The following is an 18391-nucleotide window of genomic DNA, read 5'->3' as shown; positions in this document are numbered from 1 at the left end:
CCTCCGCAAGGAGGAACATCGGAGCGCCTCATCCGAAAGTCGTACCCGCAGGTCAGCCCGTGGCCGCTGGCCCGCCCACGAGCCCGCCTGCCAGCCTCGGACCACACCCCCCGCCTTCCGTCCCGTTCGAGGAGAACACCGGCATGCCCGTGAAGACGTACGCGGCCCCTCTGGCCGTCGCCGCCCTAACCCTCACGCCCGTCACCGCCCCCCTGCACGCGCAACAGGCACAGCAGGCACAGCAGGCGGTCACGGTCGCCCTGCCCGCGCCCGGCGGCCCCCACCCGGTGGGAACCGTCGCCCTGCGCCTGGTCGACCGCTCCCGCCGCGACCCCCTGGTGCGGTCGAAGCCGTATCGCGAGCTGATGGTCAGCCTGTGGTACCCGGCCAAGGCAGGCACGCAGCCGCTCGCCCCCCACATGGCGCCCCTGGCCGCCGCCGACTGGGACCGCCGCTCCGCGCCGCCCATGGGCATCGCCAAGGGCGCCGTCGACTGGGCCGCCACCCGCACCGCCGCCCGTTCCGGCGCGCCGGTCGAGCGCGGCGCGGGCCGGCTGCCCGTCGTGCTGTTCGGCTCCGGGGACGGCGGCCCGCGCACGCTGGGCACCACGCTCGTGCAGGACCTGGCCTCGCGCGGCTACCTCGTCGTCACCGTGGACCACACCTACGAGGCCGACCAGGTGGAATTCCCCGGCGGGCGGGTCGTGCGCGCGCTGCCGCTGCCGGCCAAGCTCACCCCGCGCGTCATCGCGGCGCTGCTGGAGCGGCACGCGCGGGCGCGGCTGGCCGACATGCGGTTCGTGCTGGACCAGGTCACGGCCCTGGGGCAGGGACGTGCCATCGGCGGCGACGACATGCCCGCCGGGTTGCGCGGGGCGCCCGACCTGACGCGGGTGGGGGCGCTGGGGCAGTCCCTGGGCGGGTCGGTGGCGGCCCAGCTCGTCCACGACGACCCGCGGGTGGACGCCGGGGTCAACCTCGACGGCGGCTACGTCGGCCCGGTCGCCGCCACCGGCGTGGCCAGGCCGTTCCTGCAGCTGGCGGCCCAGACGCACACACGAGACAGCGAGCCGAGCTGGAAGTCGTTCTGGCGGGCCTCGACCGGGTGGAAGCGGGAGCTGCGGTTCAAGGGCGCCGCGCACGGCTCGTTCACCGACCTGCAGGCGCTGCTGCCGCAGATCGCCGCGGCGCTGCCCAAGGCGGGGGACGGGAAGGACGGGAAGCAGGGCGGGGTGCCGGTCGCCGACTTCGTCGGCACGATCGATCCGCAACGGTCGGTGGCGGCCCAGCGCGCCTACGTCGGGGCGTTCTTCGACCTGCACCTGCTGGGCAGGCCCACCCGCCTGTTCCAGGAGCCCGACAGCCGCTTCCCCGAGGTGTCCCGCATCCCCTGACCACGAAGACCGGATCAGAGGTCCCCTGGGGGCGATAACAATACCGGTATAAGTATCCCGCGGGTGTAGGGTGGGCGGCATGGTGCGATCCCCGCTGACCCCCGAGGAGCGGCTGCGCGGCGAGCAGCTCGGCCACATGCTGCGCCAGGCCCGAGGCGAGCGCAGCATCGTCGAGGTCGCCGCCGCGGCCGGCATGTCCGCCGAGACCCTCCGCAAGATCGAGACGGGGCGCATCGCCACGCCGGCGTTCTTCACCATCGCCTCACTGGCCGACGTCCTGGGCATCTCCCTCGACCGCCTGGCCGTCCGCACCACCCCCGCCCGCACCTGACCCGAACCGGCCCGTCCGGGCCGAGGTCATTCCGTACGGGAGCGGCGTACCTCGTCCAGCACGTCCTCGATGCGCCGCCAGGCGTCCTGAGCCGAGGCCGGGTGGAAGGTGTCCCGCTCGTCGGCGGCGAACCCGTGGCTCGCCCCCGGATACACCACCGTCTCCAGCCGCTCGGCGATCGCCCGCTGCTGGGCGCCGTCGATGATCGGGTCGTCGGCGCCGAGCAGCACCACCAGCCGTCCCGGCGCCCGCGCGGCCCGCTCCAGCGTCGGCTCCGGCCGGCTCAGCGGCAGCTCGGTGCCCGTCAGCCAGCCCGGGTAGAGCGCCACCGCCGCAGACAGCCCCAGCTCACCGGCCACCGAGCACACCACGTGCCCGCCCAGGCTGAACCCGACCGCCGCCGCGGGCCGGGCGCCCACGCGCCGCAGATGCTCCGACGCGGCACGCGCGTCATCCAGCACCTGCTCCCGGCGCAGCAGCCAGGCCAGCTCCAGCCCCCGTTCCCGCCCGGCCGCATCGACCGGCAACTCCACCACCCGCCCCAGCGGGCCACCCGTCACCGGATCCCCGGCCAGCGGCACCCCGCCCCCCGCTTCGACCCCCTCCCGCACCAGCCCCGCCGAAGAGCCCGCGGGGGAGGACACTGACGGACCCGCTGACGGACCCGCCGAGGAACCTGCCGATGTCCCTGTTGACGGGCCTGCCGGGCCCACCGCCGCCGGAGCCGCCGTAGGAGCCGCTGAAGGCGCAGGGGAGGGCCGCAGCTCGTGCCGGTGGTTGAAGTCCGGCACGACGGCCGCATGCCCCAACCCCGCCAGCCGGTCAGCCATCCGCCGCGCGTACCCGCTCACCCCGAAGATCTCACCGGCGACCAGCACGCCCACCGGCCGCCGCACCCCCACGGGCAGGGCCGTGTAGGCCGCCATGCCCGCGATGTCCACCCATCCGGTGGCGATCTGTCCGTTCACGCGGCCGAGCTAACCAGCCAACGACCGCCCCCGGCCAATCACGACCCCGATGGCCGCCATCACGACCCCGATCGCCCCCGCGCCGAGGCCCTACCGCGCCGGCTTGTCACGCAACAGCGGATGCGACCGCATCGCCACCTCCAGCTCCCCGGGCAGCTCGTCACGGTAACGCCCCAGCGTCGACAGGTCGCTGTGCCCCAGCACCCGCCGCACCGCGTCCATGTCGACCGCGTCGGCCAGCAGATGCGTGGCCGTGGTGTGCCGCAACCCGTGCGGCGTCACCGAACGCCGCTGATCGGGATCGACGTGCCGCTGCACCCGGTCGATCACCGCCTGCACGTCGCCCCGCGCCAGCCGCCGCCCCCGCCACGACAGCAGCAGCGCCTTGCCGTCGTCGGCGCCGGCCACCTGGCCACGCCCCCGCGCCAGGTAGGCCTGCAACACCTCGGCCACGTCATCGGGCAGCGGCACGTCACGCGTACGGCCGCCCTTGCCGAAGATCCGCCAGTAGCGCACCCCGTCGTTGGTGTAGAAGTCCTCCACGTTGGCGCGCACCAGCTCCGACACCCGCGGCCCCACCGTCGACAGCAGCAGCACGATCACCGCGTCACGCAACTGCATGCGCTGGTCGCGGCGCTTGCCCTCCTGCTCGGGTGCCTCCCGCAACTGCCGCGCCGCGCCGATCAGCCCCTTGGCCTGCTCCCGCGTCAGCGCCCGCCGCTCCGGACGCAGCCCGCCCCGCTGCTTGGCCGTCACCGTAGCCGCCGTCATCGGGTTGATCTGCACCCACCCGGCCAGCGTCGCGTGCTTGAACAACGCCGAGATCGACCGCCGGAACCGGGCCTGCGAGGACGGCGACTGCCCCGGCCCCGACCCGCCCGCCTGCCGCGCGTCCGGCTTGCGCGCGAACGCCAGCAAGATCGCATCGACGTCCTCGCCGGTCAGGTCGTCGAGCACCACGTCGGCGCCGGCCAGCGCCACCAGCGTGGCCACGTCACGCGCGTAGACCTCGGCCGTGGCCGGGGACAGCGCGCCCGTCGACGTCTTGGCCACCACCAGCTCCACGTAGCGGTCAGCCGCCTGTCCCACCGTCAACCTGTCGAGCTCCGCGGGCCGCACCGGCTCCCCTCCTCACATCTCGGCGACGCACCGAACGCATCCGCCCGCGGACGACGCCGCGCGCAGGTATGCAGCTTGCAGAGGAGACGGTAGCGGCCGCCACCGACGAAAATCAGATGTCGCGGAAGGTCTCGATGCGCGCGCCCAGCGCGTTCAGCCGCTCGGCCAGGTCCTCGTAGCCGCGGTTGATCACGTACACGTTGCGCAGCACCGACGTGCCCTCGGCGGCCATCATGGCCAGCAGCACCACCACCGCCGGGCGCAGCGCCGGCGGGCACATCATCTCGGCGCTGCGCCACCGCGTGGGCCCCTCCACCAGCACCCGGTGCGGGTCCAGCAGCTTGACCGAGGCGCCCAGCCGGGTCAGCTCGGTCAGGTAGATCGCCCGGTTGTCGTAGACCCAGTCGTGGATCAGCGTCGAGCCCTGCGCCGCGGCCGCGATCGCGGCGAAGAACGGCACGTTGTCGATGTTCAGCCCCGGGAACGGCATCGGGTGGATCTTGTCGATGGGGGAGACCAGCTTGGAGGGCCGCACCGTCAGGTCCACCAGCCGGGTACGCCCGTTGGCCGCCCAGTACTCGCCCGTGCGGTCGCAGTCGAGCCCCATCTCCTCCAGAACCGCCAGCTCGATCTCCAGGAACTCCACCGGCACCCGGCAGATCGTCAGCTCCGAACTGGTCACCACCGCGGCCGCCAGCAGGCTCATCGCCTCGACCGGGTCCTCGGAGGGGGAGTAGTCGACGTCGCGTTCGATGGAGGCCAGCCCGTGCACCGTCAGCGTCGTGGTGCCGATGCCCTCCACGCGCACGCCCAGCTGCTCCAGGAAGAAGCACAGGTCCTGCACCATGTAGTTGGAGGAGGCGTTGCGGATCACCGTCACCCCCGGATGCCGGGCCGCGGCCAGCAGCGCGTTCTCCGTCACGGTGTCGCCGCGCTCGGTCAGCACGATCGGCCGCGCCGGGGCGGCGCCGCCGTCCACCTTGGCGTGGTAGAAACCGCCCGTCGCGGTGATGTCCAGCCCGAAGTGCTTCAGCGCCGACATGTGCGGCTGGACGGTACGCGTGCCCAGGTCGCAGCCGCCCGCGTACGGGATCTGGAATTCCCCCGTACGGTGCATCAACGGCCCCAGGAACATGATCACGCTACGGGTACGGCGGGCCGCCTCGGTGTCCATCGCCTCCAGCTCCAGCCGGGCCGGCGGCACGATCTCCAGGTCGCTGCCCTCGTTGATCCACCGCGCCCGCACCCCGATCGAGGCCAGCACCTCCAGGATCCGGTAGACCTCCTCGATCCGCGCCACCTTGCGCAAGATCGTGCGGCCGTTGTTCAGCAGCGACGCGCACAACAACGCCACACAGGCGTTCTTGGACGTCTTGACGTCGATGCTGCCCGACAGCCGGCGCCCGCCCACCACCCGCAGATGCATCGGACCGGCATACCCCAGGGACACGATCTCGCTGTCGAGCGCCTCCCCGATCCGGGCGATCATCTCAAGACTGATGTTCTGGTTGCCGCGCTCGATCCGGTTGACCGCGCTCTGACTCGTCGCCAGCGCATCGGCCAGCTGAAGCTGCGTCCAACCGCGATGCTGACGCGCATCCCGGATGAGCCGGCCGATCCGCACAAGGTAATCATCTGCCACAACACACGACCATATCTCACATATGAGATGCCGCCGGGACCGCGGGCCCCGACGCGCCGGACAGCTCCCGATGACCCGCCAGATGCGGGGGAGTGGCCTGCGCCCGCGCCTTGCCCACGAACGCCCGGCGCGCCTGTCGGAACCCGTTGCGGTCGTCGAACATGTCCCGGCTCATCTCCGCCAGCTCCTCGGCCCGGTAGGCGTCCAGCGGCTTGCGCCGCTCGTCGGCCTCACGCGCCTGCCGCCGCGCCGCCAGCAACGCCTCATAGGAGGGGTCCTGGGCCAGCCGGTGCGCGAAGTCCACCACCCGCCGCTCGAACTCCTGCCGCGACCCGCCCGCCACCCGATCGGCCAGCCCCAGCTCCACCGCCTCGGCGGCCCCCACCGGCAACGCCCGCCCGGTCAGCTCCGCCGCCGCCTGCGCCCCCACCCGCCGCGGCAGCACGTACGTCCAGAACTCACTGCCGAACAACCCCATCGTCCGGTAATGCGGATTGAGCACCACCGGCTCCCGCACGATCACCCGGTCGGCGCCCAGCCCCATCATCACCCCGCCCGCCCCCGCGTTCCCCGCGATCGACGTCACCACCAGCTGCGACGTGCACGCCACGATCTCCCGGCACACCGCGTTGATCGCGTTGATGTTCATCCACGCCTCCAGCTCCGGATGACGCGCCGCCTCGATCACGTTCAGGTGGATGCCGTTGGAGAACACCTCGCCACCCCGCACCACCAGCACCCGCGTGTCCTGCGCCGCCGCGTACCGCAACGCCGCCGCCAGCCGCCGGCACTGGTCGGTGGACATCGCGCCGTTGTAGAAGTCGAAGCTCACCACCCCGACCTCCTCGCCGCGCTCGTAGGTGATCTCGCTGTAGCCGGCCCGCTCACCCACGCCCGCCAGCCGCTCACCCAGCACCATCGTCGCCGGCAGCTTCACCCCGCTCACCTGAGAGCCCGCCTGCGTCTCCGGGCCCGCCTCCAGGCGCAGGTGGCCCACCCACACCGTCCCCTGACCGGTGTGCACCAGCACCGCACCCTCACGCCGGGCCGCCACCGCCCCCGGCGCGCCGGCCAGATCAGGCCCCCGGTGCACGTCGAACACCCGCACCGGCAACTCGCACAACCGGGCCCGGCCGCCCGGCGCCCCGTCGGCCGCCCGCACCAGGCGCACGATCTCCTCGGCCGGCTGCTCCCAGGAGAACTCCCGGTCGGCGTGCCGCATCGGCCGCCGCAGCCGTCCCGTCACCTCGGGGGAGCGGTAGTCCAGCGGCACCGGCGCGAACAACGGATCGGCCGCCTTGCCCGCGACCTCGGCCACCAGCTCCACCGCCGCGTCGGCCACCGGCCCGTTGTACAGCGCCGACTTGCGCGGCGGCTCCGACGGCATCGGGAACGTCCGCCACCCCCAGATGGGGCCGGCGTCCATCTCCTCCACCGCCTGCAGCGCCGTCACCCCCCACTCGCGCTCGCCTTCGGCGATCGCCCAGTCCAGCGAGGACGGACCCCGATCCCCGGGCGGCCCCGGATGGATGATCACCGTACGGTGCCCGCGCCACAACGCCTCCGGCACCCGCTCCTTCAGGAACGGGCAGATGACCAGGTCCGGCTTGACCAGCTCGGCCGCCTCCACCATGGCCCGCTCGGAGATCGCCAGCTCGACGCTCACATCATGGCCGGCCCGCCGCAGCTCCAGCCAGGCACGCTGGGTCAGGCCGTTGAACGAGGAACACAGGAGCAGGATGCGCAACGCGGAACTTCCTTCACCGAGACGTCAGGGGCGGCGGGCAGGGGAGAGGCGTCAACCGATCGCGAGCGGACGAACACCACCAGTACCGGCATCAACGGCAGTCCCATAGGGCCCAGGCATCTCTAGATGTTGACACGAATCTTCCACCGATGCTGACAAATCACCACAGACAGCCGGGCTGAGCAGCCAAATTGCCCTGATATGCCCGAAAAAACCTGGCGGGGGAGACACCTCAACCCCGACCAGCAACCCCACCCGAAACCCATCGCAAGGGACAACCCACCCCACAATGGATCACATGGACACCCGCGCCGCCGCCCAGCACTTCGCCGACACCTGGCAACACGGCTGGACCCACCACGACACCACCGCCATCATCGCCCTCTACAGCGACGACGCCACCCACACCAGCATGCCCTTCCGCCCACCCCACCACGGAAAAGACGCCATCGCCGACTACATCCGGCAATCCTTCACCGGCGAAAGCGACCCCCACGTCACCTTCACCACCCCCATCGTCGACGGCGACCAGGCCGCCATCGAATACCGGGTCCACGCCCTCGACAACGGCCACCCCATCACCCTCGCGGGCTGCGTCTTCGCCCGCTTCAACCCCGACGGCCTGGCCATACAGACCCGCGACTACTGGCACACCACCCCAGGCCACCGATAAGCAGAGAAATCAGCGCCGCCCCAACGGCACCGGCGCCACCACACCCGGCACCGGCAACGGACGCGCCACCTGCCGCGTCTCCTCAACCTCCGCCACCTCGGCCCGCCGCTCGGCGTGCCCACCCCCGCAATACCCGTTCGTCAGGATCAACCGCCCCCGCAGCGGGGTGTACGCCTCCCTGTCCGAAGCAGGCAGAACCCCCTGACACACCGGACATAAAACCGACTGGTTCCCCACGTGCTGCTCCTCTCGCTGAGCGAATAGCAGGAGCTCTACCCTAAAACCCCCGAACATGACAAAGACAGTGAATCAACACGCCGTCAAAACCCCCGTCAGTGCCCGGGGGAGCCCCGCCACACCACCTCACCACCCCACAAAACCCCAGATCACACACCTGTTCGCAATTCGCCCGCCAAGATCACAATGAAGGCGAAAACCCCCGAAAAAACTTCCCACCAACCCCACAAGCAACCCCCACCCAACCCCCGCCCGCCACACAGAGCCACCGATGACGAGCCGGCCCCAACCCCAGCCCTGGCTCATCAACCACGAACCACCGCGCACCCAGCGCCTGTCCCCATGTCCGTGGGCTACCCTCCGCCCATGGCCAAGTTCCTCGCCGTCCTCAACGGCGCCGCCGACAACACCGACAAGACCCAGCTCACCGAACAGCAGCAGAACGAGTTCATGCACGCATGGGCGGCATGGGCCCAGAAGAACGAACACGCCCTGATCGACCCCGGAGCGCCACTCTTCCGCAAGAAACTGGTGACGACCCAAGGCATCGAAGACTTCACCGACGCCAAAACCGGATACGCCATCGTGCAGGCCGACACACACGAAGACGCGGCACGCCTCTTCAGCGACCACCCTCATATCGCCCTGATGCCCGGCAACTCGATCGAGGTCCTCGAATGCCCGCCCATCCCGTCCTGAGAAGCGTCCAACCGCCGCCTCACACCGGGCGCACCACCTCAGCGCCCCTCACGGGATGAACAAAGACCCACTCACCCCCACCGGCTCCCACAGACCGAGCGCCCGCAGCAAATTCCTCGCCAACGCCCGATGCCCGTACTCATTGGGATGACACCCGGACCCCATCCAATGCTCGCCACCATCCCAAGCCGCATGGTGATCCACCAGCACATCCGCCTCCAGCGAGCGCACCACCTCGGCATAAGCCGGCAGATCGGCCCAGCCGGACACCGGCGCCCGATTGGGCGTCTGAAGCACCACCCTCGCACCCGCCTCCCGCACCCGGGAAACCACCGCCGCGTAGTCACGGGCAAAAGCCGCAAGCCCCGCCGGCCCGGCCGCACAGTCGTTGAGCCCGAACATCAGCACCACCACATCAGGCCGATGACGCAACACCGCGTTCTCCACATCGAGCTGAGAGACCTTCTGACCGCTCACCCCGGTGTTGATCACCACATCGGACGGCCGGTTCAGCTCGAACCGCACCCGCTCGGCGAACAACTGCGTATAGTCACGCCACCCGAACGTGTGCAACGCCCCCTGAGTCACGCTGTCGCCCGTGAACAACCACACCGTGCTCATCTCGACCACCACACCCCAGACGACGACAACACCGCACGACAGGCTAGACGATCACCGCCCCCACCACGCCACACGGGGGAGTAGCACCACGAACCAATGGGATGACCACCGAAAGGTAGCGCCGCCGACGCAACCGCCCATCGGCCCCACCCGGAAAGGGGAGGCCGAACCGTGCACGTGGGTTGCCCATCCACCCCGTACGTGCGAACCGCTTGCGGAGAGCACGGCAGCGATCCCGTCCCGGGCTCGTCCACGCAGCCGTCGAACGCGGGGCATCACCGCGACGCCACACCGTCCGCGATCGGGAGCGCGGAGGAGGCCCTCGATCAGGTCTACTTGACATAATGTTCATTATCGAGCAACCAGCCAACGCCACGACACAGCAAAAACACCCCGCATGAACAGTCACCCGCCGGGCAGATTTCCACCATGCCCAGCCTGACGTCCAGCCAGCTCCTCGCCGCCCCGCCGGCTCTGGCCGCCTCGACGGCCGGCCTCGTCGCACTCACGGCCGTCATCGTCGCCGCCTTCATCTGGCTGATCATTCTGGCCGTCCGGTTCACCAAAAGCCCCCGGAACCGCCCCAACCCCAGCGTCGACCTGGTGGACCAGGCTCGGGAGCTGAAGGCGCTCGGCCAGATCCAGGAAGCCGTCTTCCTGGTACGCGGCGAGACCGGCATGAGCCAGCGTGCCGCCTCCCGCTTCGTGAACCGCCTCTAGCCGGACAAACTGCTCATACCGTACAGAACGTGGATTCTGTGTGGTTTGGGTAATTCGTCCGCAAAAGGGCTGGTCGGGGGGCCCTGGAGATCCCGGTGATTACGCACGGCGGTCGGACAGCTGCTCTATGCTGTCGGGGTGCGGGTGTGTGAATAGGGGGCGTGAAACCCCTCCGGCCTCGGCGAGGCCGCTTTGGTCCAGGGGGGTCGGCGGTCCCCGTGTGCGTCACCGGCCGCGCGGTCCACGGTCCACTCCCCTCTTCCGATACCGGGCGTGTGAGAGCCCGGGAATGGCGGCTTTGTCGTGAATACCCCGGACCCCCTCGGGCGTGCGTCCCTCCCCCATCTGCTCTATGTCGATCACCAGTTGCGCATCACGTGCTGCCCGATGCCGGGTCCGTCGATCATCCGGCTGGTGGGCGAGGTGGACGCGACGAACCAGGTGGCGCTGGCCGAGACGTTGGGCCGGGCGCGGCGGATCGACGAGTCGCTGGTGGTGGATGTGAGCGGGCTGGATTTCCTGGGGGTGGAGGGGGCGCGGTTGCTGGTGGTGTCGTGCCGGGCGGGGCGTACGCAGTTGGTGGGGACGCCGCCGCATGTGTTGCGGTTGTTGCGGGCGATGGGGTGGACGGGTGGTCAGGGGGCGTAGGGGTGGGTGGCGGTGACGGCGGTGACGGGCAGGGGGCCGTAGAGGTGGGGGTAGCCGTTCTCGGTGCGGATGTCGAGGCCGGTGGGGTCGATGTCGAGGACGAGGAGGGGTTGGGTGACGGCGGTGTAGTAGGTGTCGTGGACGGTGCGCAGTTGGGTGTGGTCGTGGCTGAGGTGGATGAAGCCGATGTCGTCGAGGGTGTGGCCGAGGGTGGAGATGCGGTACTCCCCTGCTTGCTGGGCGTGTTCCCAGTCGGTTTGCAGGGCGAGGTGGTGGACGAGGGTCATCGGGGTCCATTCGGTTTGGAGCATGGCGTGGATGGTTTCGCTGGTCCGTTCGCCTTTGACGATCTCATTGTCGGCGAGGGTGGCTTCGTGGCGCATGCCGAGTTTTTCAGGAAGCGGGTTCAGTGGCTGCCGGCGAGGTTGAGGACGATGACGCCGCCGATGATGAGGAGGATGCCGCTGATCTTGAGGAGGTTGAGGGTTTCGCCCATGAGGGTGGCGCCGATGAGGGCGATGGCGGCGGTGCCGGCGCCGGACCAGATGGCGTAGGCGGTGCCCATGTCGAGTTGGAGTTTGAGGGCGCGGGCGAGCAGGACGAAGGAGGTGATGTAGCCGGTGGCGACGGCGATGGTCCAGCCGATGTGGGTGAGGCCGTTGCTGAGTTTGAGTGCGGTGGTGGCGAGGACTTCGGAGGCGATGGCGAGGGCGAGCAGGATCCAGGCCATGGGGGTTCCTTCGGGGTGTGGGTGGGGTGGGGGTGTTGCGGGTTCCGCTTGAAAAGGTAGTCGAATGCGTGTTCCACTGGTTGGGTGGGTTGGGATGCGCTGGCGCTTGTCGAGGCGGTCGATGAGCGGCCGCTGATCGAGCGGCGCGCGGTGGTGCGTGACGGTTTTTATGAGACGCAGGCCCGTACGGTGATCGAGCGGGTGCCGGGGAGTGCGGGCATCGTCGAGCGGTGGGCGGTTTCGCCTTATCGGGGTTGTGCGCATGCGTGTCTGGGGTGTGGGGCGCGGGCGGGTCATCGCAAGCTGGGGTTGGATGCGGGGGCTGATTTCGATGCGCGGATCGTGGTGCGGCCGAATGTGGTGGAGCGGTTGCGGTCGGAGTTGGGGCGGTGGGAGGGCGAGCCGCTGGCGGTGGGGGTGGCGGGCGATGGTTATCAGCCTGCTGAGGAGACGTATCGGTTGATGCCGGGGGTGGTGGCGGCGCTGGGGGCGGCGGGGGTGCCGTTCACGGTGTATACGCGTAGTGCGCTGGTGTTGCGGGATGCGGAGGTGCTGGCGCGGGCGGGTGCGCGGGTGGCGGTGTCGATCGCGTTCGTGGACGAGCGGATCAGGCGTGCGGTGGAGCCGGGGGCGGTGGGGGCGCAGGCGCGGTTGGAGTTGGTGTCGGCGCTGGTGGAGGCCGGGGTGGAGTGCCGGGTGCTGATGGCTCCGGTGTTGCCGTTGCTGAGTGATGCGGCTGATCAGTTGACGGCGACGGTGCGGCGGATCGCGGGTGCGGGGGCGGTGGCGGTGGAGCCGGTGGTGTTGCGGTTGCCGCCGGGGACGCGGCAGTGGTACATGCGGTGGTTGGCTGGGGCGCATCCGCACCTGGTGGAGCGCTATGAGGAGCTCTACGATCGGGCGGGGTTCCCCTCCCCCGGCTATGAGCAGCGCATCACGGGGCAGATTGCGCAGTTGTGCCGGGTGTATGGGATGCGGTGCGGTGCGCCGGAGCCGGTGGGGCGGGGGCCGTCGGCGGCTCAGCTGTCGCTGGTGTGATCCCCGGGGGGTGGGGTCAGGGGCGTTGGTGGAGGATCATGCCGGGCCACTCCCCTACGGTGAAGGGCTGGTCGCGGGTGAATCCGCAGCTTTCGTAGTAGGAGACGAGGCGTTCGTCGTCGCCGGCGTAGCAGTCGACGCGGACGAGTCCGAGGCCGCGGTCGCGGGCTTCTTGCAGGGCCCATTGCAGGAGGTGTCGTCCGACGGATCGTCCGGCGTGGCGTTGGTCGATGACGAGGACCTGGACGTAGAGCTCGGGTTCGGTGGCGGGGGTGACGTAGGGCATGGCGTCGCCGACGACGATGCAGCCGGCTGGTTGGTCGTCGATCTCGGCGATGCGCATGCCGCCGCCGGCGAGCCAGTCGGCGGCTTGCTGGGTGCGGCGGGGGTCGCCGGTGAAGGGGCGGGTGCCCCATTGGCCGGTGCGGTTCTGGCTGACGAGCCATTGCACGGCGCTGTCGAACATGGCCAGGAGGACGGCGTCGTCGCCGGGGCGGCCTTCGCGGATCTTCACCGGTGACACTGTAAGGGGTGGTGGGTGGGTTGGGTGCTGACGGGGGTGGCGGTGTGGTCCCCTCTCCCCCGTCTTTTCGGGAGTAGGCGGGTTGTCCCGGTGCTGCGGTGGCCGGTTCGGTGGCGGACGGGCTGACGTGTCGGCCGGGACCGGACCGTCGGTGTAGTGGATGGGGCCGCCCGGGGCGAATCAGGCGTGCCGAGCAGGTGGCGGTGACCTGCTGGACCCCCTGTGTGGCCGGTTTGTGCCGGGCGCGGGTGCACTCGCCCTGTTTGCTGCTAAATATCTGAAACGACTGCTTTTTTATTTGTCTTTCGATACTCCTTGCCTTCCGTGGAAAACTCGTGTGCTTTATCGCTTCATCGAGAGGGGTACCTCAAATTCGCAACCATTTAGGGGCAGCTATTGGCCCCCGTTCGTTCGAATCTGGCATCTACAGGGGAAACACGTGGCTCAACACCAGAGCGGGCGCGCTTCGCACCCACTCGGCATCACACGCACGCTGGCGTTTGCTCTAGCCGCTACGGCAACCAGCGCACTCACGGCTCTTTCCGTTCCGGCGCCGGCCTCTGCCGGCGTGCACGGCCTCGCGGATGCCAAGGTCGTGAACGCAGACAATCGCTCCTTCCCCGGCGGGATGGACGACGACAATGCTGTCGCGATCGACTCGGCCTTCCAAGGGGACCCCGAGAACGAGGAGCGGCCGCCGACCAAGTTCGTCGGGGTCATCCGGGAGGACAAGGTACTGATCAGGGATCCGAGGACGACGCCACGATGGCACGACCTGTCCTCGCGGCTCCCCAGGAACTTCGGCCGCCTGGTCGACATCACTCTGGCTGCGCCCGACGAGGGCACGACCGTGCATGTCACCGTGCTCAACGCACATTCCCACATAGCGCAGAGCACGTGTACCGTCTTCCCGCCTCCGGGCACCACGGGGACGCGGCCTTGGCCTGCCAACTGCAGCCCCTTCGTCAACATCACGCCGCCCGCCTGAGTCGGCCGGGTCTGCTCCGCTGACGCCGCTTGCCGTGCCCTGAAACCTCCGGGGCACGGCATTCGCGTTTTTCTCGACCGCATTTGCAGCGGACCCCCAGGTGGCGTAGTGGCAGCGCGGGTCACCGCACCGATCCCCCTTCGAACGTGCCGCCGTCCCGTACTGGCCGAGCCGACCTTGACGCCATCGGCACACCTGGATGCTGCGGTCGGCTTCGCCCCGCCACAGGGGCTGATCGGCGAGCTGCCGGGGTGCGCGCGGTTCCCCCGTCCTTGTCTGTCTGCTGCTCTACCCTTGCCTTCAAAACAGGCAATAGAGGGGTTTGCGTGAAGCCTGACGCCAACGGTTCGCTCGGTGTGTCCCTGGATGCGGTGCTTGAGCGCATCACTCGCGATCATGAAACGAGTGAACCATGCTGTCGTTAGGCACCTCCGCCCTGGTCAAGAGCCATAAGCTCCTCCCGGCCATCGGCTACGTCCGCGTCAGCTTGATGCTCGGCGAGAAGATCTCGCCCGAGATCCAGAAGGACGCCATCCGCGCATGTGCCGCGCGCAAGGGCTACTACATCCCCGATGGCGAATGGCCGCGCGGTGGATGGATCGTCGAGCTCGACGTCTCCGGCCGGAACTTCAACCGGGACATCACGATCGCCGTCGAGGCGATCGAGCGAGGACAGGCACACGCGATCATCGTCTGGGAGTTCTCTCGCTTCGGCCGCGACCGCGAAGGCAACCCCATCCACCTGGGCCGCATCGAGCGAGCTGGCGGCGAGCTGCTGTCGGCCACCGAGGAGGTCGACGCCCGGACGCCGTCCGGGCGGCTGGCACGCGGCATTCACTTCGAGTTCGCCGCCTACTACTCCGACCTTGTGGGAGCTCGGTGGGGTGAGGCGTTCCAGAACCGGCTCAAGCGCGGCCTGCCTCCACTCGGCGGGCAGTACTTCGGATACGTGCGCCGGGGCCGCCAGCCGCATCCGCTGTTTCATGACCGGACCCTTCTCAACCCTGCCGACGGGCCGGAGCGGTACGAGCCCGATGTGGCCACTGGGCTGGCGGGTGTTCTCGCCGACGGGTACGCGTGGTGGCTGAAGGAGCGCAGCTTCTACAAGGGGGCGGTGAGGCTCAACCGGCAGGGCATCCGGACCCCCGGCGGCTCGGAGTGGGGTGAGAGCGAGTTCGGATGGATGCTCGACCGTGGCTTCGGTGCGGGTCTCATCAGCGTGCACGATCCGGAGTGCCGCTGCAGGAAGCCCTCTGCTTGTCGGCGCAGGGTGCTGTTCCCGGGCGCGCACGAACCGGTGATCAGTGCGGAGACCTGGCAGGCGTACAGCGAGGCGCGCCAGGAGATGAAGGCGCAGCCGCGTAAGGCCCGCCAGCCCCTGCACGAGTTCTCCGGCTTCATCGACTGCGGCCACTGCGGCGGCGGCATGCACATGACCACACGGGGAGATCTGCTGGGCTTCCTGTGCGGCGCGAGGCAGCGCCAGGGCGCCAAGACCACCGGGGTCGCGTGCACCAGCGTGTTCGTCCAACGACCCCTGGTACAGCGGGCCGTACTGGAGGTGCTGCAGGAGATGGCACAGGAGATCGAGGCAGCAGCCGCCTGCGCACCGTCCGCCCCCCGCCTGGTCGAGGAGCCGGAGCAGGTCCGGTTGGAGCGCGAGCTTGCTCGCCTGGACGCTGATCTGGCTCGCCAGACCGACCTGGTGTCTCGGGGCATCATTCTGGAGAAGGACTACGTCCCCGCCCGGGATCGGCTTCATGACGAGCGCGACACGGTCATGCAGCGGCTTGAGGAGCTCCTCGAAAGCGAGGGCGAACCGGAGGAAGCCCGGCAGTCCGCCAGCGACGCCGTGCCCGTCATCGAAGGGCTCGTACACGAGTGGCCCACCCTTCCGGTCGAGGATCGCCGACGGCTCCTCATGGAGGTGGTCGAGCGGGTCGAGATCTGGCGTGAGCGTCTCGCGCCGGCTCGGGTCGTTGTGGTGCCACGGTGGGCGGGAGGGGAAGCTGTCACGCGTGAACTGCCCGGCAGGCACCGCATGGAAGCGGTCAGGAATGCCATTCTGCAGTCGCTAGCGAAATTGCCAGCGGGCCGCAGTTACGGGCGTCTGCTTGAAGACGTCGCGCTGGTGCAGCCGTCTTCCAGGGCGCTGTTCACGAAGGCGTTGGCGAGCTTGGTTGAGGAGAAGGCCGTGATCCGTGAGGTGATGGTCGGCAAGCAGGGAACGAACTACCGTCTGTCTGCGGTGGAGTCGCCGCGAGGGTAGCCATCCCGCAGGGTGCACCGCGCCCAGCGCAACTCGGGGCCGCCAGCGTAGGCGTCGGCGTTCGACTACGTCGTCGGTTGGCGGAGTTCGAAGCCACTCTCCAAGGCGCCTCTTGACGCGTCTACATGTCATATTCAAGATAAGGGCATGAAGAGCATCCAAAGGATCACCAAACCCACGCTTGCCGTGCTACGGGTACTGGCGGAGGCAGGTCATGGCATGCACGGCTTCGACGTCGCAAGACATGCCGAGCTGGCGGCCGGTAGTGCCTACAACGTCCTAAACCGTCTTCAAGAGGCGGGTCATGCCACAAGCAGTTGGGAAGGCCGAAATCCTGTTGAAGGTCGCCCACCTCGAAGGTTCTACGAACTGACGCCGCAGGGCCGCATGTGGGCGGAGGAGGTCCTCGCGGCTCATCCCGTTACTCCACGCCGCCGACTCCTGCCTCGGCTTGAGATGCACAGGGTGAGGGGGCTGCGATGAGAGACGCATTGTCATGGATCCTGATGGTCATCCTGGCGCCGCTGTTGGTAAACGAGTTCGGAGAGGTTGCGCCATGGCTGGCCCGCAAGGTCATCGGGCTGAGTGCTCGCTCCATCGTGCATCCGGTTGAGCGAGAAGAACGACGGCAGGAGTGGCTGGCAGCTCTGCCGGAGGTTCCTGGCAAGCTCGTGAAGCTGCTTGATGCCCTCAGCATCCTGCTGTTCGTTGTCCCTCGCATGTGGGTTGCGTACGGAGTTCCTGGCGGGCGACGGCATCGCCGAATTAGGCGCGCCCTGAAGTTCGGGCCCAACCTAGTCCAGCATGCCCTTATCACCCTCAATGGGGCCACCGAGGATAACTTGCCTGCTTTCGTGACCGCAAAGGATAGCAAGGTCATTATCTTCCGTTATGTCGATCCTCTCCCCCATGACATGCGGGAGGAGGTCGAATGCGGAGACCCTCGTGTGGCGCAAGCAATCGCGGATCTTGCGGAACGCTTGTTCTCCGCCCCGCCTACGGTGGATTGGGCGAAGGTGCTGGGAAAGCAGGCCACAAGCAAGGCGGTGAACCGCACCCATTTCAAGGCGGACGTTCGCTGATCCGCGCGTACTCCGACGTCGGAGTACGCCGCATGCTGGTCGGCGCGACCAACTCTCGGTGTAGCTCATGGGGCACTCGCCTGGGTCTGGTTCGCCTGCACGCGTGCCTGGCGTCGGGCGCGCTGCTCGGCCAGCAGCGCAGCGTGCTCGGCGGCACGCTGCTGCATCGGCCAGAGGATGACAAGCTGTCCGCTGGGGGCGATCCATGCGGACAGGCGGTGCCGGATCCAGCCGGGCGGCCAGCGTGCCGTGCGAGTGTGGATCCACGGGCTGCCGTCTGGTCGATGGTCGAGCGCGTGCCGGATGTCGCTTACGGTCGCGCCGAGGTCGAATGCGATCCGCAGCAGCGAGCGGAGATGTCGCGCTGACAGCTTCCGGAGCGGGGGCAGCTCCGCCCGCAGCCGCTCGCACGCGGCGAGTCGGTCCCTCTTGGTGACCGGCGTGACGGTCGCCCGCCACCCACCGGCCGGTGTCGTGCGGGTGGCCGGTCGCGCCTCGCGCGCGTGGTGGGGAGAGTCATCACCTACAGGAGTGAGTGGGGGTTGGGGGGTGAACGATCTTTCCACAGGGGGTTGAGCTGCGGGAATGTCGGGCTGGAGGTCCGGGTGCGAACGGGTCAGAACTGTCTGGCACGGCCAGGGCACCTCATCCTCTCCGGCCGGGGCCACTGTCGCTGATGCCAGATCGTCGCCGTCCTCGGCCTCCAGAATCGCCACCGGGATGATGAGCAGGTACTGCGCGGCTTCGCGGCCGCGCCCGTCGTCGTCCAACCCGCATCGGGTGCCCTTGCGGTAGCGGGCGGTCGTGCCGGGTACGGCGCGGGCCAGCAGGCCGGCGTCGATGAACCACGCGTACAGCTTGGCGACGGTCCGCTGCGACAGGCCGAGCTCGGCGGCCAGGTGCTGCCAGGTGGCGCCCTTCTTCGGCGCGGTCAGCATCGCCCACGTGGAACGGCGCATGAC

Annotated in this window: 20 protein-coding genes; 11 read left to right on the top strand and 9 right to left on the bottom strand. The window is 69.2% G+C overall.

Features of this window, described 5'->3' with window-relative positions; all coding sequences use genetic code 11:
* Nucleotides 1-143: 143 nt before the first annotated feature.
* Together ABT158_RS04040 and ABT158_RS04035 are read left to right on the top strand one after the other, a co-directional pair.
* The gene (locus ABT158_RS04040) at nucleotides 144-1394 is read left to right on the top strand and encodes an alpha/beta hydrolase family protein (RefSeq protein WP_352350650.1); all 1251 of its coding nucleotides are present in this window, start codon (nucleotides 144-146) and stop codon (nucleotides 1392-1394) included.
* A gap of 79 nt (nucleotides 1395-1473) precedes the next feature.
* Nucleotides 1474-1725 (top strand): helix-turn-helix domain-containing protein, encoded by a 252-nt coding sequence (locus tag ABT158_RS04035; RefSeq protein WP_352350648.1) that lies wholly within the window; start codon nucleotides 1474-1476, stop codon nucleotides 1723-1725.
* A gap of 26 nt (nucleotides 1726-1751) precedes the next feature.
* Here ABT158_RS04035 and ABT158_RS04030 read toward each other — a convergent pair whose 3' ends face one another.
* The 4 genes from ABT158_RS04030 to ABT158_RS04015 form a co-directional block, all read right to left on the bottom strand.
* On the bottom strand, nucleotides 1752-2693 hold the full coding sequence (locus tag ABT158_RS04030) for a dienelactone hydrolase family protein (protein ID WP_352350646.1): 942 nt from the start codon (nucleotides 2691-2693) through the stop codon (nucleotides 1752-1754).
* Nucleotides 2694-2783: 90 nt separating this feature from the next.
* Nucleotides 2784-3812, bottom strand: a complete 1029-nt coding sequence (locus tag ABT158_RS04025) for a tyrosine-type recombinase/integrase (protein WP_352350644.1) — start codon at nucleotides 3810-3812, stop codon at nucleotides 2784-2786.
* A 112-nt stretch (nucleotides 3813-3924) separates the two neighbouring features.
* Nucleotides 3925-5454, bottom strand: a complete 1530-nt coding sequence (locus ABT158_RS04020) for a helix-turn-helix domain-containing protein (RefSeq protein WP_352326032.1) — start codon at nucleotides 5452-5454, stop codon at nucleotides 3925-3927.
* A 16-nt stretch (nucleotides 5455-5470) separates the two neighbouring features.
* On the bottom strand, nucleotides 5471-7201 hold the full coding sequence (locus ABT158_RS04015; protein ID WP_352350642.1) for an enoyl-CoA hydratase-related protein: 1731 nt from the start codon (nucleotides 7199-7201) through the stop codon (nucleotides 5471-5473).
* Between the two features lie 298 nt (nucleotides 7202-7499).
* On the opposite strand from ABT158_RS04015, the gene ABT158_RS04010 reads away from it, so the two are divergent.
* Complete coding sequence (locus ABT158_RS04010) at nucleotides 7500-7874, top strand: nuclear transport factor 2 family protein (RefSeq protein WP_352350640.1); 375 nt, start codon at nucleotides 7500-7502, stop codon at nucleotides 7872-7874.
* A gap of 603 nt (nucleotides 7875-8477) precedes the next feature.
* Nucleotides 8478-8810 (top strand): hypothetical protein, encoded by a 333-nt coding sequence (locus ABT158_RS04005; protein ID WP_352350638.1) that lies wholly within the window; start codon nucleotides 8478-8480, stop codon nucleotides 8808-8810.
* A 48-nt stretch (nucleotides 8811-8858) separates the two neighbouring features.
* Here ABT158_RS04005 and ABT158_RS04000 read toward each other — a convergent pair whose 3' ends face one another.
* Nucleotides 8859-9443 (bottom strand): SGNH/GDSL hydrolase family protein, encoded by a 585-nt coding sequence (locus tag ABT158_RS04000; RefSeq protein ID WP_352350636.1) that lies wholly within the window; start codon nucleotides 9441-9443, stop codon nucleotides 8859-8861.
* Between the two features lie 417 nt (nucleotides 9444-9860).
* Here ABT158_RS04000 and ABT158_RS03995 point away from each other — a divergent pair, with 417 nt between their 5' ends.
* On the top strand, nucleotides 9861-10151 hold the full coding sequence (locus ABT158_RS03995; RefSeq protein ID WP_352350634.1) for a hypothetical protein: 291 nt from the start codon (nucleotides 9861-9863) through the stop codon (nucleotides 10149-10151).
* Between the two features lie 303 nt (nucleotides 10152-10454).
* The gene (locus ABT158_RS03990; protein WP_352350632.1) at nucleotides 10455-10799 is read left to right on the top strand and encodes an STAS domain-containing protein; all 345 of its coding nucleotides are present in this window, start codon (nucleotides 10455-10457) and stop codon (nucleotides 10797-10799) included.
* Here ABT158_RS03990 and ABT158_RS03985 read toward each other — a convergent pair.
* Nucleotides 10787-11110: a DUF952 domain-containing protein gene (locus ABT158_RS03985; RefSeq protein ID WP_352350630.1), complete on the bottom strand. Its 324-nt coding sequence runs from the start codon at nucleotides 11108-11110 to the stop codon at nucleotides 10787-10789. The genes ABT158_RS03990 and ABT158_RS03985 overlap by 13 nt on opposite strands.
* A gap of 95 nt (nucleotides 11111-11205) precedes the next feature.
* Nucleotides 11206-11529: a DMT family transporter gene (locus ABT158_RS03980; RefSeq protein ID WP_352350628.1), complete on the bottom strand. Its 324-nt coding sequence runs from the start codon at nucleotides 11527-11529 to the stop codon at nucleotides 11206-11208.
* A gap of 84 nt (nucleotides 11530-11613) precedes the next feature.
* Between ABT158_RS03980 and ABT158_RS03975 the strand changes: the two genes are divergently transcribed.
* Nucleotides 11614-12567 carry a radical SAM protein gene (locus ABT158_RS03975; RefSeq protein ID WP_352350626.1) on the top strand — a complete coding sequence of 318 codons (954 nt, stop codon included), beginning with the start codon at nucleotides 11614-11616 and terminating at the stop codon, nucleotides 12565-12567.
* 16 nt (nucleotides 12568-12583) lie between these two features.
* On the opposite strand, the gene ABT158_RS03970 is transcribed toward ABT158_RS03975, so the two are convergent.
* A complete protein-coding gene (locus ABT158_RS03970) occupies nucleotides 12584-13081 on the bottom strand; it encodes a GNAT family N-acetyltransferase (RefSeq protein WP_352350624.1) in 498 nt (165 codons plus the stop codon).
* 448 nt (nucleotides 13082-13529) lie between these two features.
* Between ABT158_RS03970 and ABT158_RS03965 the strand changes: the two genes are divergently transcribed.
* From ABT158_RS03965 to ABT158_RS03950, 4 genes are all read left to right on the top strand, one after another.
* Nucleotides 13530-14078 (top strand): hypothetical protein, encoded by a 549-nt coding sequence (locus ABT158_RS03965; RefSeq protein WP_352350622.1) that lies wholly within the window; start codon nucleotides 13530-13532, stop codon nucleotides 14076-14078.
* 412 nt (nucleotides 14079-14490) lie between these two features.
* Nucleotides 14491-16347 (top strand): recombinase family protein, encoded by a 1857-nt coding sequence (locus tag ABT158_RS03960; RefSeq protein ID WP_352350620.1) that lies wholly within the window; start codon nucleotides 14491-14493, stop codon nucleotides 16345-16347.
* Between the two features lie 147 nt (nucleotides 16348-16494).
* Complete coding sequence (locus tag ABT158_RS03955) at nucleotides 16495-16830, top strand: PadR family transcriptional regulator (protein ID WP_352350618.1); 336 nt, start codon at nucleotides 16495-16497, stop codon at nucleotides 16828-16830.
* The gene (locus tag ABT158_RS03950) at nucleotides 16827-17429 is read left to right on the top strand and encodes a hypothetical protein (RefSeq protein ID WP_352350616.1); all 603 of its coding nucleotides are present in this window, start codon (nucleotides 16827-16829) and stop codon (nucleotides 17427-17429) included. Before ABT158_RS03955 ends, ABT158_RS03950 begins: the two co-directional genes overlap by 4 nt.
* Nucleotides 17430-17494: 65 nt before the next feature.
* On the opposite strand, the gene ABT158_RS03945 is transcribed toward ABT158_RS03950, so the two are convergent.
* Nucleotides 17495-18388 (bottom strand): hypothetical protein, encoded by an 894-nt coding sequence (locus tag ABT158_RS03945; protein ID WP_352350614.1) that lies wholly within the window; start codon nucleotides 18386-18388, stop codon nucleotides 17495-17497.
* Nucleotides 18389-18391 lie beyond the last annotated feature (3 nt).

The organism is Nonomuraea sp. NPDC001636, assembly GCF_040298265.1.
In the GTDB taxonomy this organism is placed as follows: Bacteria; Actinomycetota; Actinomycetes; order Streptosporangiales; family Streptosporangiaceae; genus Nonomuraea.
Note: the sequence above shows the minus strand (reverse complement) of the source record. Positions and strands in the feature narration are given on the sequence as shown.